Origin of the sequence: Xanthomarina sp. GH4-25, assembly GCF_045363175.1 — a bacterium.
In the GTDB taxonomy this organism is placed as follows: Bacteria; Bacteroidota; Bacteroidia; order Flavobacteriales; family Flavobacteriaceae; genus Xanthomarina.
This window is the reverse complement of sequence record NZ_JBJFLO010000006.1, coordinates 12,422-27,345: the sequence shown is the minus strand read 5'-3', so window position 1 is coordinate 27,345 and position 14,924 is coordinate 12,422. Positions and strand designations below refer to the sequence as shown.

At 31.2% G+C, this 14,924-nt stretch carries 18 protein-coding genes; 8 read left to right on the top strand and 10 right to left on the bottom strand.

Features of this window, described 5'->3' with window-relative positions; genetic code table 11:
• Positions 1 to 33 precede the first annotated feature (33 nt).
• On the top strand, positions 34 to 1,422 hold the full coding sequence (locus tag ACI5KZ_RS09785) for a dipeptidase (protein ID WP_406847543.1): 1,389 nt from the start codon (positions 34 to 36) through the stop codon (positions 1,420 to 1,422).
• A 59-nt stretch (positions 1,423 to 1,481) separates the two neighbouring features.
• Here the strand turns inward: ACI5KZ_RS09785 and ACI5KZ_RS09780 are convergent, their stop codons facing one another.
• On the bottom strand, positions 1,482 to 2,855 hold the full coding sequence (locus ACI5KZ_RS09780; RefSeq protein ID WP_406847542.1) for a M28 family peptidase: 1,374 nt from the start codon (positions 2,853 to 2,855) through the stop codon (positions 1,482 to 1,484).
• Positions 2,856 to 2,977: 122 nt separating this feature from the next.
• Between ACI5KZ_RS09780 and ACI5KZ_RS09775 the strand changes: the two genes are divergently transcribed.
• The 4 genes from ACI5KZ_RS09775 to ACI5KZ_RS09760 all read left to right on the top strand — a co-directional run bounded on the left by ACI5KZ_RS09775 (position 2,978) and on the right by ACI5KZ_RS09760 (position 6,516).
• On the top strand, positions 2,978 to 3,346 hold the full coding sequence (locus ACI5KZ_RS09775; RefSeq protein ID WP_109308466.1) for a BlaI/MecI/CopY family transcriptional regulator: 369 nt from the start codon (positions 2,978 to 2,980) through the stop codon (positions 3,344 to 3,346).
• A 2-nt stretch (positions 3,347 to 3,348) separates the two neighbouring features.
• A complete protein-coding gene (locus tag ACI5KZ_RS09770; RefSeq protein ID WP_406847541.1) occupies positions 3,349 to 4,797 on the top strand; it encodes a M56 family metallopeptidase in 1,449 nt (482 codons plus the stop codon).
• A gap of 111 nt (positions 4,798 to 4,908) precedes the next feature.
• Positions 4,909 to 6,012, top strand: a complete 1,104-nt coding sequence (locus ACI5KZ_RS09765; RefSeq protein ID WP_406847540.1) for a DUF4407 domain-containing protein — start codon at positions 4,909 to 4,911, stop codon at positions 6,010 to 6,012.
• Positions 6,013 to 6,075: 63 nt separating this feature from the next.
• Positions 6,076 to 6,516, top strand: a complete 441-nt coding sequence (locus ACI5KZ_RS09760; protein WP_406847539.1) for a YybH family protein — start codon at positions 6,076 to 6,078, stop codon at positions 6,514 to 6,516.
• On the opposite strand, the gene ACI5KZ_RS09755 is transcribed toward ACI5KZ_RS09760, so the two are convergent.
• The 9 genes from ACI5KZ_RS09755 to ACI5KZ_RS09715 form a co-directional block, all read right to left on the bottom strand.
• Positions 6,517 to 6,795, bottom strand: a complete 279-nt coding sequence (locus ACI5KZ_RS09755; RefSeq protein WP_109308729.1) for a hypothetical protein — start codon at positions 6,793 to 6,795, stop codon at positions 6,517 to 6,519.
• A gap of 207 nt (positions 6,796 to 7,002) precedes the next feature.
• Positions 7,003 to 7,581 (bottom strand): alkylphosphonate utilization protein, encoded by a 579-nt coding sequence (locus ACI5KZ_RS09750; RefSeq protein WP_109308463.1) that lies wholly within the window; start codon positions 7,579 to 7,581, stop codon positions 7,003 to 7,005.
• A 44-nt stretch (positions 7,582 to 7,625) separates the two neighbouring features.
• Positions 7,626 to 7,988: an MmcQ/YjbR family DNA-binding protein gene (locus tag ACI5KZ_RS09745; protein ID WP_109308462.1), complete on the bottom strand. Its 363-nt coding sequence runs from the start codon at positions 7,986 to 7,988 to the stop codon at positions 7,626 to 7,628.
• Positions 7,985 to 8,386, bottom strand: a complete 402-nt coding sequence (locus tag ACI5KZ_RS09740) for a GNAT family N-acetyltransferase (protein ID WP_406847538.1) — start codon at positions 8,384 to 8,386, stop codon at positions 7,985 to 7,987. Before ACI5KZ_RS09740 ends, ACI5KZ_RS09745 begins: the two co-directional genes overlap by 4 nt.
• A gap of 4 nt (positions 8,387 to 8,390) precedes the next feature.
• On the bottom strand, positions 8,391 to 8,735 hold the full coding sequence (locus ACI5KZ_RS09735) for a DUF4260 domain-containing protein (protein ID WP_406847537.1): 345 nt from the start codon (positions 8,733 to 8,735) through the stop codon (positions 8,391 to 8,393).
• Entirely contained in the window at positions 8,732 to 9,487 is a 756-nt protein-coding gene (locus ACI5KZ_RS09730) for a cyclase family protein (protein WP_109308459.1), read from the bottom strand. Before ACI5KZ_RS09730 ends, ACI5KZ_RS09735 begins: the two co-directional genes overlap by 4 nt.
• A 12-nt stretch (positions 9,488 to 9,499) precedes the next feature.
• A complete protein-coding gene (hemW, locus tag ACI5KZ_RS09725) occupies positions 9,500 to 10,624 on the bottom strand; it encodes a radical SAM family heme chaperone HemW (RefSeq protein ID WP_406847536.1) in 1,125 nt (374 codons plus the stop codon).
• 27 nt (positions 10,625 to 10,651) lie between these two features.
• Positions 10,652 to 11,203, bottom strand: coding sequence for a crossover junction endodeoxyribonuclease RuvC (ruvC, locus tag ACI5KZ_RS09720; protein WP_109308457.1), 552 nt, complete (start codon positions 11,201 to 11,203; stop codon positions 10,652 to 10,654).
• The gene (locus tag ACI5KZ_RS09715; RefSeq protein ID WP_406847535.1) at positions 11,203 to 11,841 is read right to left on the bottom strand and encodes an outer membrane protein; all 639 of its coding nucleotides are present in this window, start codon (positions 11,839 to 11,841) and stop codon (positions 11,203 to 11,205) included. Before ACI5KZ_RS09715 ends, ruvC begins: the two co-directional genes overlap by 1 nt.
• Positions 11,842 to 11,888: 47 nt before the next feature.
• Here ACI5KZ_RS09715 and ACI5KZ_RS09710 point away from each other — a divergent pair, with 47 nt between their 5' ends.
• The 3 genes from ACI5KZ_RS09710 to ACI5KZ_RS09700 are packed head-to-tail and all read left to right on the top strand — an operon-like array spanning position 11,889 to position 14,923.
• Positions 11,889 to 12,860 carry a lysylphosphatidylglycerol synthase domain-containing protein gene (locus tag ACI5KZ_RS09710; protein WP_406847534.1) on the top strand — a complete coding sequence of 324 codons (972 nt, stop codon included), beginning with the start codon at positions 11,889 to 11,891 and terminating at the stop codon, positions 12,858 to 12,860.
• Positions 12,857 to 13,981 carry a glycosyltransferase gene (locus ACI5KZ_RS09705; RefSeq protein ID WP_406847533.1) on the top strand — a complete coding sequence of 375 codons (1,125 nt, stop codon included), beginning with the start codon at positions 12,857 to 12,859 and terminating at the stop codon, positions 13,979 to 13,981. The genes ACI5KZ_RS09710 and ACI5KZ_RS09705 overlap by 4 nt, the downstream gene beginning before the upstream one ends.
• Positions 13,982 to 14,035: 54 nt before the next feature.
• Positions 14,036 to 14,923 (top strand): hypothetical protein, encoded by an 888-nt coding sequence (locus ACI5KZ_RS09700; RefSeq protein WP_406847532.1) that lies wholly within the window; start codon positions 14,036 to 14,038, stop codon positions 14,921 to 14,923.
• Position 14,924: the final 1 nt, after the last annotated feature.

Sequence of the window (14,924 nt, the reverse complement as noted above, 5' to 3'; positions counted from 1 at the left end):
TTTTGTATTTTTGATAAAAATCAAAATATTCTTATGGAAAATATAACAACTTACGTCAAAGAACATAAAGATCGTTTCTTAAACGAGCTTATCGATTTACTTAAAATTCCATCTATTAGTGCCGATTCAGCATATAAAAAAGATGTTTTACAAACAGCTGAAGTTGTAAAAAAAAGATTAGAAGAAGCTGGATGCGACCATGTTGAAATTTGTGAAACAGATGGATATCCAATTGTTTATGGCGAAAAAATAATTGACAAAAATTTACCAACTATTTTAGTTTATGGGCATTACGATGTACAACCACCAGATCCATTAAATCTATGGAACTCACCTCCTTTTGAACCTGTTATTAAAAACACAGATTTACACCCGGAAGGAGCTATTTTTGCTCGTGGAGCTTGCGATGATAAAGGACAAATGTACATGCATGTAAAGGCTATGGAATTTATGACTAAAACAAACCAGTTGCCTTGTAATGTCAAATTTATGATTGAAGGAGAAGAAGAAGTTGGCAGTTCCAATCTAGCAGTTTTTGTTAAAAACAATCAGGAGAAATTAAAAAACGACGTGATTTTAATTTCAGACACGGGCATGATTGCTAAAGATGTGCCATCGATTACTACAGGATTGCGTGGCTTGAGTTATGTGGAAGTTGAAGTAACTGGTCCGAATAGAGATTTACACTCTGGATTATATGGTGGAGCCGTAGCAAACCCAATCAATGTTTTGACAAAAATGATTGCTTCGCTACACGATGAGAACAATCATATCACCATTCCAGGTTTTTATGATAAAGTAGAAGAACTTTCAAAAGAAGAACGTGCAGAAATGGCCAAAGCACCTTTTTCGCTTGAAGCTTATAAAAAATCGTTAGATATTGAAGCCGTATATGGAGAAGCAGGATACTCTACCAATGAACGAAACTCCATTCGTCCAACCTTAGATGTTAATGGAATTTGGGGAGGATATACTGGAGAAGGCGCTAAAACTGTTATAGCTAGCAAAGCATTTGCGAAAATATCTATGAGATTAGTACCTCATCAAGAATGGGAAGAAATCACCCAGTTATTTAAAACCCATTTTGAGAGTATTGCTCCTAAAGGCGTTACAGTACTAGTAAAACCTCACCATGGAGGGCAAGGTTATGTCACTCCTATTGATAGTATTGGTTACCAAGCAGCAAGTAAAGCTTATTTCGATTCTTTTGGAAAAACACCTATTCCACAACGTAGTGGTGGAAGTATCCCTATTGTTTCCTTATTCGAACAAGAATTAAAAAGTAAAACGATTCTAATGGGATTCGGCTTAGATAGTGATGCAATTCATTCGCCTAATGAGCATTTTGGTTTATTTAATTATTTTAAAGGAATTGAAACAATTCCGTTATTTTATAAATATTTTACTGAGTTAAGCAAATAATCAAATTAAAAAAAATCCGTTCAAAATCTGAACGGATTTTTTATATGTTATAAATAATCTTATTCTTTAATAACTTTAAATGTGCTAGATTTTTGATTTGCTTTTATTTTTAAATAATAGATGCCTGAATCAAAAGAAGACACATCCATTTTTGACTTCTTCTTATTTGAAGTCGTTTCCAATACTAATTGTCCAGAAACATTATATAAATAAATAAAAATGGGAGTTTTTAATGAAGATTCTATTGTTAAAGTGGCTGTTACAGGGTTTGGTGAGATTTTAAAATAATCTGAAACAGACTCTTCAATAGAGAGTGTTGCAATTGAAATACAATCGCTCATTTCTGTACAAGAACCCATAGTAACTTTAACGGCATAATCACCATTAATAATAGGATAAAAAGTTTGATTTGTTTCTCCAGGTATTGGAGTGTTAGTCTCACAATTAATCCACTGATAACTAGCAGCGTTTTGGTTTGCTGTCAACATTGTAGTTGAAGAGCTAACCGTATTATCAACTGAAAACAACCCACCTTTAGTAACCATATAAGCTGCTACAAATTTTGTTAACTCATGAAAGTATGGTAGATCTAAAGTACTTAATCTATCGGCAGAAGAATGATAATAAATAGATTCGTCATCTGTTTCCCATGATTCACCAACCAAAACAGCAGGAAAACCCTTGTTCCAAAATGATGCATGATCACTTGCAGTTGTACCTGGGTTAACCACTCTTGGATCCAAGTTAAAAGTATAATCATCCAAAATAGTAAGCAAATTGTCTTTAATAACTAAAGACCCATGTAAGTCTCTCACATCAATATCAAAAACATTATCTCCAGATTCACCAGGTTCATCACCATCATAACCTATCATATCCATATTAATAACACCTTGAATATTTAGATTGTTTGATTGGGCATTGTTTGCATAATAATTAGAACCTCTTAGCCCAATTTCTTCTTCATCCCAAAGTGCATATACAATTGTGTTATCTAAGCATTGTGTAGATAGAATTCTAGCAATTTCTAGTACGGCAGCAGCTCCAGTGGCATTATCATCTGCGCAATAATCAGCAACAGCGTCATAATGTGCGCACACTAAATAAATGTTATCTGGATTTGTTTTACCTACTTGTGTTGCAATAATGTTTTTACCATAAGTATTAAAGTCTTGTTCTACAACCGTTAGATTATCTAATAATTGAAGCTTTTCTTTTAAATATTGAGCTGCCAAATCGTTATTAACATGTTGCCTATTGATAATAGTTACTTCATTTCCGTTGACAATAGTAGTTTGTTCACCACTAAACTCACTAACGGTTAATTCCAATCTATTAACATCTACCATATCAATTAATTCTTGAACAGATTGTCCAATTACTGAAAAAGAAATCAAAAACACACTTAACGAACTGATAATCAGTTTTTTCATATTAATATTACATCTTATTTATATGCGCAAATATATGTTATTATAAAAAATAATCATCAAAATATTTTGATTTATAAATTTTTACTCTACATTTGTAGAATATATTCTAAACTCGTAGAACAATGCAAAGCTTATCTAAAACTGAAGAAGATTTAATGAACCACTTATGGAAGCTAGAAAAAGCATTTATGAAAGACCTTCTAGAAGCATATCCTAACCCAAAACCTGCTACCACAACAGTAGCTACGTTATTAAAAAGAATGACAGACAAAGGTTTTATAGACTATAAACTATATGGTAAATCTAGAGAGTATTTTCCACTGGTAAAAAAGAAAGATTATTTTTCCAAGCATGTTAATGGGTTGATAAAGAACTTTTTTAATGATAGTGCTTCTCAATTTGCATCTTTTTTTACAAAAGAAACCAACCTTACTAAAGAAGAACTAGAAGATCTAAAGAATCTCATTGACAACGAAATTAAAAACAAATAACCATGATAGGTATTCTTATAAAATCCACTGCTTGTCTTGCAATTTTTTTGCTTTTCTATAAATTGTTTTTAGAGAAGGAAAACATGCATGTTTTTAAACGGTTTTACTTATTGACATCAATATTGATTTCCATTATTATTCCTTTTATCACTTTCACACAATTTGTTGATATTCCCGTTAAACTCAATGATTTAGTAATAAATAAGACAACAAATCCAATAACAATCCAAGAAGAATCTGTCAATTATCTTCATTTAATTCTATGGAGCATCTATGTTGTAGGAGTTTTAATTTTTAGTCTAAAATTCATATTCAATTTATATAATATATCGAAAAAAATAAAACGAAATCCGAATTTGAAAACTCAAAAATCAATTCATGTTTTATTAGAAGAACTGATAGTGCCACACACCTTTTTAAGCTACATATTTCTAAATAAAACACATTTTGAAACACAGCAAATCCCAGAAGAAGTATTGATTCATGAAGAAGCACATGTTATCCAGAAACATTCGTTAGACATTTTATTTATTGAATTATTTCAAATTGTATTCTGGTTTAATCCGCTTATATATTTACACAAAAAAGCCATTAAATTAAATCATGAGTTTTTAGCAGACCTAGAAGTGATAGAGAAAGGTGTAACACTTTCAAAATATCAACAAATTTTATTGGCATTCTCATCTAATGCTTTAGAACCACAATTGGCAACAGCCATGAATTATTCATCCATCAAAAAACGATTTACAGTTATGAAAACACAAACATCAAAAACAGGTATTTGGTTGAGAAGCATTGTACTTCTTCCAATACTAGCAGTTTTAACTTACAGCTTTAGTACTAAGAAAGTTATTCAGAAAGAGACAGAACCTTATAGTGAAATTGTTAATGAAACACAACAAAAAGCAAGTTTAGAAGAACTTGCAGAATATAACAAATTGGCTAAATACTATAACTCACAACCTGAAAATAAACGTTTAGTTAAATTTAATGATTTAGAGCGAATGGAATATATTTTTAAGAAAATGAGTGAAGAACAAAAAGCTAATTCAGAACCATTCCCAAAATGTCCACCTCCACCTCCAAATGCTCCAGAATTGAAAATGGCTGACTTACCTCCACCTCCTCCAATTCCTACTGATGCTACACCTGAGGAAAAAGTAAAATATCAAAAGACTATAGATAAATACTATGAGATGCGTTCAAATATGGTTAAGAAAGGTGAAGAATCAAACATTCCTCCACCACCTCCTCCTCCAAAATCCCCTTTAGATTTTGTTATTGATATGGCTAAAAAAGAGGCTACTTTCTATTTTGAGGGTAAACAAATATCTTCAGATCAAGCTATAAACATTTTAAAAGAAGATAAGTCTATGAATATTTCAGCTAAAAACTCGTCTTCCAAGAACCCAAAAGTTTACTTAAGCAAAGAACCAATAACAATAGATTAATAGTATCATTCAATAGAATTGATATTAAAGCCTCGAAATTTCGAGGCTTTTTTTGTAACAAATCATTAAGAATTGCGTTCTAATAGTTTATCAATCAAAATCAATCACATCATGCTAAAGAAATTCTTCATCCTTTGTTCTGGATCAGATTCAGATATTTTAGATACCTGTTCCAATGGCGAACAAAACAAATATGCAGGTATTGGAGCCACTGTATTTTTTACTGCTGTTATGGCATTTATAGCTTCCAGTTATGCACTTTATACTGTTTTCGATAATCCTTTTATTGCTATAAGTTTCGGTCTTATTTGGGGTTTGCTCATTTTTAATTTAGATCGTTATATTGTTTCAACTATAAAAAAACGCAATCAGTTTTTAGATGAATTTATTCAAGCATTCCCAAGACTAATTCTAGCTGTAATTATTGCCATAGTCATTTCTAAACCTTTAGAATTGAAAATTTTTGAGAAAGAAATCAATCAAGTTCTATTAGAACAAAAAAACGACTTAACCTTAGCAAATAAGGCGCAAATTGCAAAACAATTTGATCCAACCATTTCAAATATTAAAAATGAAATTACTGTATTAGAACAACAAATCATTACAAAAGAAACTGAAGTAAATGCACTTTACAACACATTTATTTCTGAAGCCGAAGGCACAGCTGGAACCAAATTATTAGGAAAAGGTCCCGTTTATCAAGAAAAAAGAGATAAACATGATGCCTCATTAGCTGAGTTAGAACAATTAAAAAAAGACACTAAATCTAAAATTGCAAGTCTTGAAACTCAAATTGCAAATTTAGGAACCAATTTTAATTCTAAAATTGAAACAACCCAACCAATTATAGATAGTTTTGATGGTTTGATGGCTCGAGTAAATGCCTTAAACTCATTGCCTTGGCTACCTTCATTCTTTATTTTTCTGTTATTCTTAGCTATTGAAACATCTCCCATTTTTGCAAAAATACTTTCTCCAAAAAGTGAATACGATTTTAAAATAGAAGATGCTGAAAGCGCTTTAAACACTTGGGTTGAGCGCAATGTAAAAGAAAGAAACACCATATTACAAACAGATATAACGCTTAATAATAAGATTTATAATGATATAGCCGACGAAGAAGAACTCTATAACTACAAACGCAAAAAAGCAAGAGAACTCATGCAATTACAAGCAGACGCCTTTTTTAGAAAGCAACAAAAAGTTATTAAATAATTTGTTCTGCATAAACATTTTCAATTTTCTAACTATATTTAAGCTTACAATAAATATATAACTATGAAACCCATCTATTTACTGCTTGTATTTCTCGTGTTTTCTTGTAATTCTAAACTAGAAAATCCTACTAGTCCCGATGAGGATAAAACGGCCATTTTAAAAGTAATGAGTACTCAAGAAAAAGCATGGAACAATCATGACTTAGAAGGATTCATGCAAGGTTACTGGAAAAGTGACTCATTAAAATTTTATGGTGGAAATGGTCTCACTTTAGGGTGGAAAAACACCTTAGCCAACTACAAAAAAGGCTATCCAACAAAGGCTCAAAGTGGCACTTTAAAATTTGTAATTAACGACGTATCTCAAATAGAAGCCAATAATTATTGGGTCATGGGAGAATACCATTTAACTAGAGATGTAGGTAATGCCAATGGCGTATTTATTATAATCTTTAAAAAAATTGATGGCGAATGGAAAATAATAGCAGATATGTCTTGCTAATTATGCTGCATCATTAGATTTAAAATGATCGTATAAATCTTTACAACCAAAACCAATTATAGATAATTGCTTATTTAAGGTAAGTGATTCATTATGTAATTTTGCTAAAGCATTTACACCATCTTTATCGATACTTTGAAGTCCCTCGATACTAATTGTTACAGACTGAAGTTTTTCAAAAACATCTTGAAATTCTTTTTGAAATATTCCAACTGAATGTCTGTTTAAAATACCTGTAACTTTAAAAAAATTATTGTAATGTGTAATTGTAAGGTTCATAATAACATAAATTAAATTAGTCAATCTGGTTATGCTATTAATCAGGTTCGATGGTGTAAATATATATTGAATAACGATTTACAAATAAAAAAATCGATAAAAACCCTAAGAATTAGATAAATGAAAAATTGGTGTTTTTTTACTCGACTAACTACCTAAATTTAATCCATTAGATTTTAATTAACTGTAAATCAACACAATTGCAGTTTATGTTTTCTTAACATACTTGGTAATAATAACAATATTCTGACCATCTACTCTACCTTCAATATATTCGGCATTTTCATGATCTAATCGAATATTTCGTACTGCCGTTCCTTGCTTTGCAACCATGCTTGAACCCTTTACTTTTAAATCTTTTATCAATACCACTGAGTCGCCATTATCTAATATAACACCATTTGAGTCTCTGTGAATTATTTTATTAGCCTCATCTTCATGTTCTCCAGTAGCTCTTGCCAATGCTAAAGCTTCTTCGTCTAAATACATCATATCTAGTAAGTCTTTTGGCCAACCTTCGTTACGCAGTCTTTGTAACATCCTCCATGACAGAATTTGTACTGCTACATGCTCATTCCACATGCTATCGTTTAAACAGCGCCAATGATTGATATCCATATCTACATTCTCTTCAATTTGATCTAAACAATCTTTGCAAACCAATACACTATTATCTACATTTTCATTTAAAGAAGGTGGTAAAGTATATTGTGTTAAACCATTGGTTGAAGTGCATAATTCGCAAGTATTCTGGCTTCTCTCTTGTAATGTTTGTAAAACGCTCATGAAGATTAAAATTTAAGATTTATTGATTGTGCAAACATACTATTTTATTGAAGAGAATCTCGCATTTTTTTAGTCATGCCATTTACAACCATATTATACGAATGATCTATAAGTTCGCAGATTAATTTTGTAGACAGTCCTCCTTCGTGAATATAAAGTGTGTTCCAATGTTTTTTACTCATGTGGTAACCAGCCCGAATACTGCTGTATTCTGCTCGAAGTTCTTCGGCATAATCAGGATCGCATTTTAAATTGATGGCTTGTTCTCCAGCTTCCCATTTTTTGAGTCCAATTAAAGCGTACATCTTACCTAGCACTTTAAATACTAAAGTATCTTCATCAAAAGGAAAATCTTCTGTAACGCCTTTTTTATTTAAGCAATAATTGTGAAGTTGTTCTATATTCATTTTAGTATTCTTTCCATAACTTTTTCTGAATGCTTTAAGTTGGAATAACCAAACTGTTTGTATAACTCATGTGCATCACTAGTTTTAAGCAACCAAACCTTACAAGACTGCAATTCTGGTTCTTTATTTATAGCATCCATTAATTTCTTAGCATACCCTTTTCCTCGATATTCAGGCAAAATAAACACATCCATGACATAAGCAAAAACCGTATAATCTGTTACTACTCTTGCAAAACCAACTTGTTTATCTTTTAGATAACCGCCAAAACAGAAACTATAATCAATCGTTTTTTTTACCTCATTTAGTGTTCGACCTTTTGCCCAATAGGCTGTTGTTAAAAACTGATGAATCATTTCCAACTGTAACCTGTTTTTATCTGTCGAAATTTCTATCAAAATATTATAATTTACCTAAATGGGTGTGTTTAAAACCATCCGTAAATTTCATTCCGTAACCAAATACCCTATCCATAGAAGCATGTGTAAATAATATGATTCCTATTAATTGGAGCATCTCATTTTGAAAATAAACTCCTAACAAATAGACGCCTATTGCAACGCCTTTATGATGAAATACATTATAAGTAAAAGCACCAATTTTTGAATTAATAAGGTATCCTAACATACTAACATCTGGCAGAAGAATAAGCACCAAAAACCACCACCAAGCAAAATCAAGTTGATTAAACGCGAGAACGCCAAAAACAAACATTAATACCTCCTCTAGTTTTAAGCTGTTTCTCATGGCTTTTCCATTATTTTATATAAAACAGGCTTACTAGGTGTGGCATCATTTTCAAAGGGGGCAATTTGTAAATTTAAAAAGTACGTGCCATCTAAAACGGTATTAGGCACAAAAATAAACTCTGTAATGGTTGCATCCATTCTCATTCTTCCAGCAGTATTCCAAAAGGCGTTGTGAGCTTTCAATTGCCCATCGTCCTGTTCTTTATCTACACTAGGCAAGTCTATTAGCAAGTGTTTCACACCCTTTTCGCGTAAATAAATAGCTGCTTCAGACAATAAAAATGCAGGGTTAGTGTGAGAATATTGATGCGATAATTTTTCGTTGGTATTAGGAATGGTTCTTATAACTACGGCATCTCGTTTTTTGTTTCCTAAAGCAAACTGAAGTTGTTTTTTTGAAATCACAAAGTCATCCCCTTTATTTTCCGGAGCAACTGTAATGACTTCAGCTAAAAAGAAAAACTGCTTTAAATTCTGATTAATTGAATGTACTTTTTTTGTAATATGCCCAACGCACTCTGTATGTGTACCATGTGCATGAGGGTTAAACCAAATATTATTAAAATTAAAATCGGCACCTTCTGCCACACTTGCTATCCATTCGCCATCACTAACAGGCTCTATTTTTGGTTGCTCAAGATACCAGGCATTAACATTACTTTTTGATGCCCTTAATGGAATAGAAATATCCAAAGGTTTCGTTAAATCTATTTGAAGTTTTTTTGAATTGTATTTTATGGTTGCAATCATCTTCAAATATAATCAAATCATAAATAATTCTGAAGCAATTCCATCGCTTAAAAATTTCCCTTTTTTAGTGATTAACAATTTGTCTTGATCTATATACAACAATTGCTGATTTATATATTTCTGTGCTTGTTCTAAAAGATACTTTTTATACTCGACACTAAAATCCTGTTCAATCTTTTCTAATGAAACTCCCCAAATGGTTCTTAAACCTGTCATGACATATTCGTTATACTGTTCTTGAATGGTTAAGGTTTCTTGGATACTAGGCAAGTTGTTTTCATTAATCCTCTTAATGTACTTGGTATTGTTAGATACATTCCAACTTCGTGTTTTCCCATGAAATGAATGTGCTGAAGGTCCTATTCCAATATAAGGTTTACCTTGCCAGTAACTGGTGTTATGCTTCGAGAAGTAATTTGGTTTTCCAAAATTTGAAATTTCATAATGCACAAAACCCTGTTTATTGGTTTCTGAAATTAAATGACTAAAATGGTTTTCTGCTAACGCATCATCCATTGGTGGATACTTCCCGTTTTTAATAAACATATCCAAAGCTGTTTTTGGTTCTACGGTTAAAGCATAACTAGAAATATGATTCACGCCAAAACCGAATGCTATTTGCAAATTTTTATGCCATTTTTCCAAGTTCATGTTTGGAATGCCGTAGATTAAATCGATAGTAATATTATCGAAATAGCGTGTTACTTCCGACAAACATTCTTTTGCTTCTGCTGAAGAATGTGCTCGATTCATAGACTTTAAATCGTCTTCAAAAAAAGATTGAATACCAATACTCAATCGATTAATGGGACTTATAGAAAGCTCTATGATGCGATTATTTGTTAAATCGTCTGGATTTGCTTCTAAAGTAATTTCAGGAAATGAAATTACTTTGTAATGTTTATAGACTTCATCAATTAAAAATTGTAATTCTTGATGGGTTAACAAGGAAGGTGTTCCTCCTCCAAAATAGATGGTTTCAACCGTTTGATTTTTAAATTCGTTTTTTCGTAAAAATAATTCTTTTGCTAAAGCCTGAATTAACTCGTCTTTTTTCTTTAATGACGTAGAAAAATGAAAGTCGCAATAAAAGCAAGCTTGCTTACAAAATGGGATGTGAATATAAATTCCAGCCATATATTTTTTACAATTTTCAACAAACAGTTATTTGATTCTATCTTCATTTTGCTTTACAAAAGCACTCCATCCAGAATAGCTTTTTCCAATCTCAATTCTACCTTCGTTGTAAAAATGACAAACAGCAGCTGCCAAGCCATCCATAGAATCTAAATTTTTAGGCAATGTTTTTATACCTAATAAACTTTGGAGCATTTTAGCAACCTGTTCTTTACTGGCATTTCCGCTTCCAGTAATAGCCATTTTTATCTTTTTTGGCGAATACTCTGTAATGGGTACTTCTCTACTCAAGCCTGCTGCCATAGCAACGCCTTGAGCCCTACCTAACTTGAGCATACTTTGTACATTCTTGCCAAAGAATGGGGCTTCTATAGCAATTTCATCTGGATGATGAGTTTCAATAAGCTCTATAGTACGCTCAAAAATAAGTTTGAGTTTTAAATAATGATCGTCGTATTTTTTTAAATCCAATTCGTTTAACTGTATAAACTGCATGTTTTTTCCAACCACTTTTATAAGACCGAACCCCATAATGGTTGTTCCTGGATCAATACCTAATATTATTTTTTCTTTGCTCATTAATCGCAATAATAGCAACCACTTAGAGAATAAGATACTCCTATTGTTGCTGTTAATAAATTTCCGTTAAAGGATCCAAAACCCTCAGTCACTGGATCGAAATCACTACCAAAACCATAGATATATGAAGTATCTAAATAAACCGTTAACACATCGGTAATACTGTAATGGAACTCAATACCAGCCATGACATTTAAAAAAGATGTTTTGTTTTCACCATAAACCCCTAAAGGTTTTATCATGCTAAACCCTGGGCCTGTATGTGCAACCACTCCAAAACCAAGTGGCAGAAAGGTCATTATTGGTGTCGGGTCGTAAACTAATTGGGCATTTATTCTTGTATAATTGGTTTTAAATTCTGTCGAATTGTCTGAGCTTGAAAATCGGTTATAACCAAAATCCAGTTTTGCTCCAAACTGTCTTTTAAACATGTGTTGAATTCCTAAATTTACGGTCGGGAAATTAATAGGTTTTGCTTCAAATCCTGATACAAAACCATTAGAACTTGGACTATTAACCCCAATAGCAATCTGAGCTTTCCATTTGCTAGTTTCAGCTTGACTAAAACCAAATAAAGAGATCAACAAAAAAATAATTGAGAACGAAGTTTGCTTGAAGCTTATAAAAAATGTGTTCATAAAACTATAATGTTTAATTTGCGGCAAATAAATTTGATATTCGAAAAATGCTTAGAGCCTTACCATACAAAACTAATCAATTCTTATTTGTACTTCTAAAAATAAGCTTAGTAGTTGGTGCATTTTATTTTATCAATCAAAAACTCACGAATAACAATCAATTAGATTTTGAAGTTTTTAGTGAGTTTTTGACAAAAAATAGAGTGTTTTCATTAAAAAACATCATATTTTTACTTCTTTTAAGTAGTTTTAATTGGTTTTTAGAAATATTGAAATGGCAAAATTTGGTCTCGATTTTTAAAATCATTAGCTTCAAAGAGGCTCTTAAACAAAGTTTAGGATCTTTAACAGCTTCATTATTGACACCAAACAGAATTGGAGAATATGGCGCCAAGGCTATTTTTTTTACTTCAAAATTTAGAAATAAAATTGTCTTGTTGAATTTGCTTGGCAATAGCATGCAAATGCTAACAACTATATTATTAGGAGTTTTTGGATTGTATTTTTTTATTAGCAAATACCCAGCCGATATTAATTATCAAAAATCTCTTAAATTTTTAGTCATTTTATTATTTATATCAAGTGCTTCATTTTTTGTGTTAAAGAAAAAAGAAGTAACTATTAAAGGAGTTTCTATTGAAAAAGTATTACGCTTTTTTAAGCACATTCCATTAAAGCATTATGTCTTTTGTTTCACTTTATCTATCTTTAGATATCTAGTTTTTTCGTTCCAATTTTACTTTTTATTACATTTATTTGGTGTTGAAGTAGATTATAAAAATGCAATGATAGTTATTGCTTCTATGTATTTATTAGCATCTATAGTTCCTTCTATTTTTATTTTCGATGTGGTTATAAAAGGAAGTGTAGCTGTTTATTTATTTTCTATTGTAGGCGTCAATGAACTCACAACCTTGAGCATTGTTACGTGTATGTGGTTGCTCAATTTTGTATTTCCAAGTCTTCTTGGTAGTGTATTTGTTTTAAAATTCAAACTTCCAAAAAGTGTCGAGTCATGATAATAATCATTCTTTGTATCACTTTTTTATATCTCCTTTTAATAGGAAGTTTTATATACGGTTTTAATAAAGTCAAAATTTTTCAATTTGAAGAAACATCATTAAAAACAAACTTTTCTATAATAATTCCATTCCGAAATGAAGCTGAAAATCTTCCCGAATTATTAGGTTCCATCTCAAAATTGAAATACCCAATTTCATCTTTTGAAATTGTTTTTGTTAATGATTACTCTGAAGATATGTCAGTTCAAATTATTAAAAACCATTTTGAAAAAACTGAAATAGACTTCAAAATTATTCAAAATATAAGAAGATCAAATTCTCCAAAAAAAGATGCTATTTCAGCAGCTATTGATCTTGCTAAAAACGATTGGATAATCACTACAGATGCTGACTGTTTATTACCTAAACTATGGCTAAATTGTTTTAACGATTATATCAATAAATCTCAAGCAAACATGGTTTCTGGTCCAGTGACTTATTACAATCTCAAAACTTTTTTAGATAGATTCCAAGCCTTCGATTTTTTGAGTTTAATTGGAGCCACTATTGGTGGTTTTGGAATACAATTCCCTTTTATGTGCAATGGTGCCAATTTGGCTTACAAAAAAAACTTCTTTAAAACCTTGAATGGATTTGAAGGCAATAGAGATATTGCAAGTGGAGACGATGTATTTCTATTACAGAAAGCCATAGAAAATTACAAAGACTCTGTATTGTTTTTAAAAGCTAAGGAAGCCATTGTTTTAACAAAACCACAACCAAACATTGCAAGCTTAAAATCGCAACGCATTCGATGGGCATCTAAAACAACACACTACAAAAACAACTTTGGAAGATTAACTGGACTTATTGTACTTTTAATGAATGCAGGCTTAATGAGTTTATTACTTTTCGTAATTACCGATTATTTGGACGCCATATTTTTATTCATTGTTTTTTTACTAAAAATTACAATTGATTTGATATTACTCATTAAAACAGCATCATTTTTTAATCAGAAAAACATATTCGGCAGTTATATTTTAAGTGCTTTTATTTATCCTTTTTTCAGTACATCCATTGCTGTATTCTCCATTTTTTCAAACTATAAATGGAAAGACAGAGCCTATAGAAAATAGTGTAAAAATCATTTATTTTTGTTAGATTTACAGGAACTGAAAATCCTAAATCTAATGAAAAAGCTCTTTTTTATTTTGTGCCTATTACTGCCTTTGGCAACCCTTAAAGCTCAAGATACTTATACCATTAATGGTGAAACACTTCAGTTGAAAACCGAAGTAGAAGGTAATTTAGATTTACTTTGGAATATTTTTGATGGACAATACAGATATTTTGTTAGAACTGAAGATGGTTCAATTCAAGAACTTAAAAACACAAAAAATCCAGACACTAAAAAATACCAAGAAGAATATAAAACAACTTTAAATGCTTTAACTCAGGAGTATGGATTATCTGCTGAAAAAGTCAATTTAACACTTGCTAGCTTAAAAGAATACATTAACATGTACGATTCTACAAGCGATTTGAGTTTTAATTATGAACCTAGAGCGAGAGTACAATCTCGTCTAGGAGTTTTTGGAGGCCTAACCAATCAGCCCTTTGTTAATAACCTAAACAATGCTTCTGTTCCGTTTTTTGGAGCTGAATTTGAAATTTATAGCGACTCTAGCTTTAATCGTCATGCTGGGTACTTTAATATAATGACAGCTCTGGATGCAGATGACTTTGAATACTCATCAACACAATTAGGTTTAGGCTATAGATTTCGTTTTATCAACAAAAGTAATTTTAGCATTTATGGAAATATAACTTTTATAACTTATACCTTTTACAACGAAACCGTAAGATACGAAGACCCTCTAAATCCTGGTACTTTTATAACTAGTGACAACTCTGATTCTAACTTAGAAGCACCTTTTATTTTTGGATTAGGAAGCGATATTAAAGTAACAAAGAATGGCTATATAACCCTTGCTTACAACAATTTGTTTGCCTTATTTATTGAAAATCAAGGAAATTTCCCAATAGATTTTGCTGTTGGTTTTAAATTTAACTTGTAAT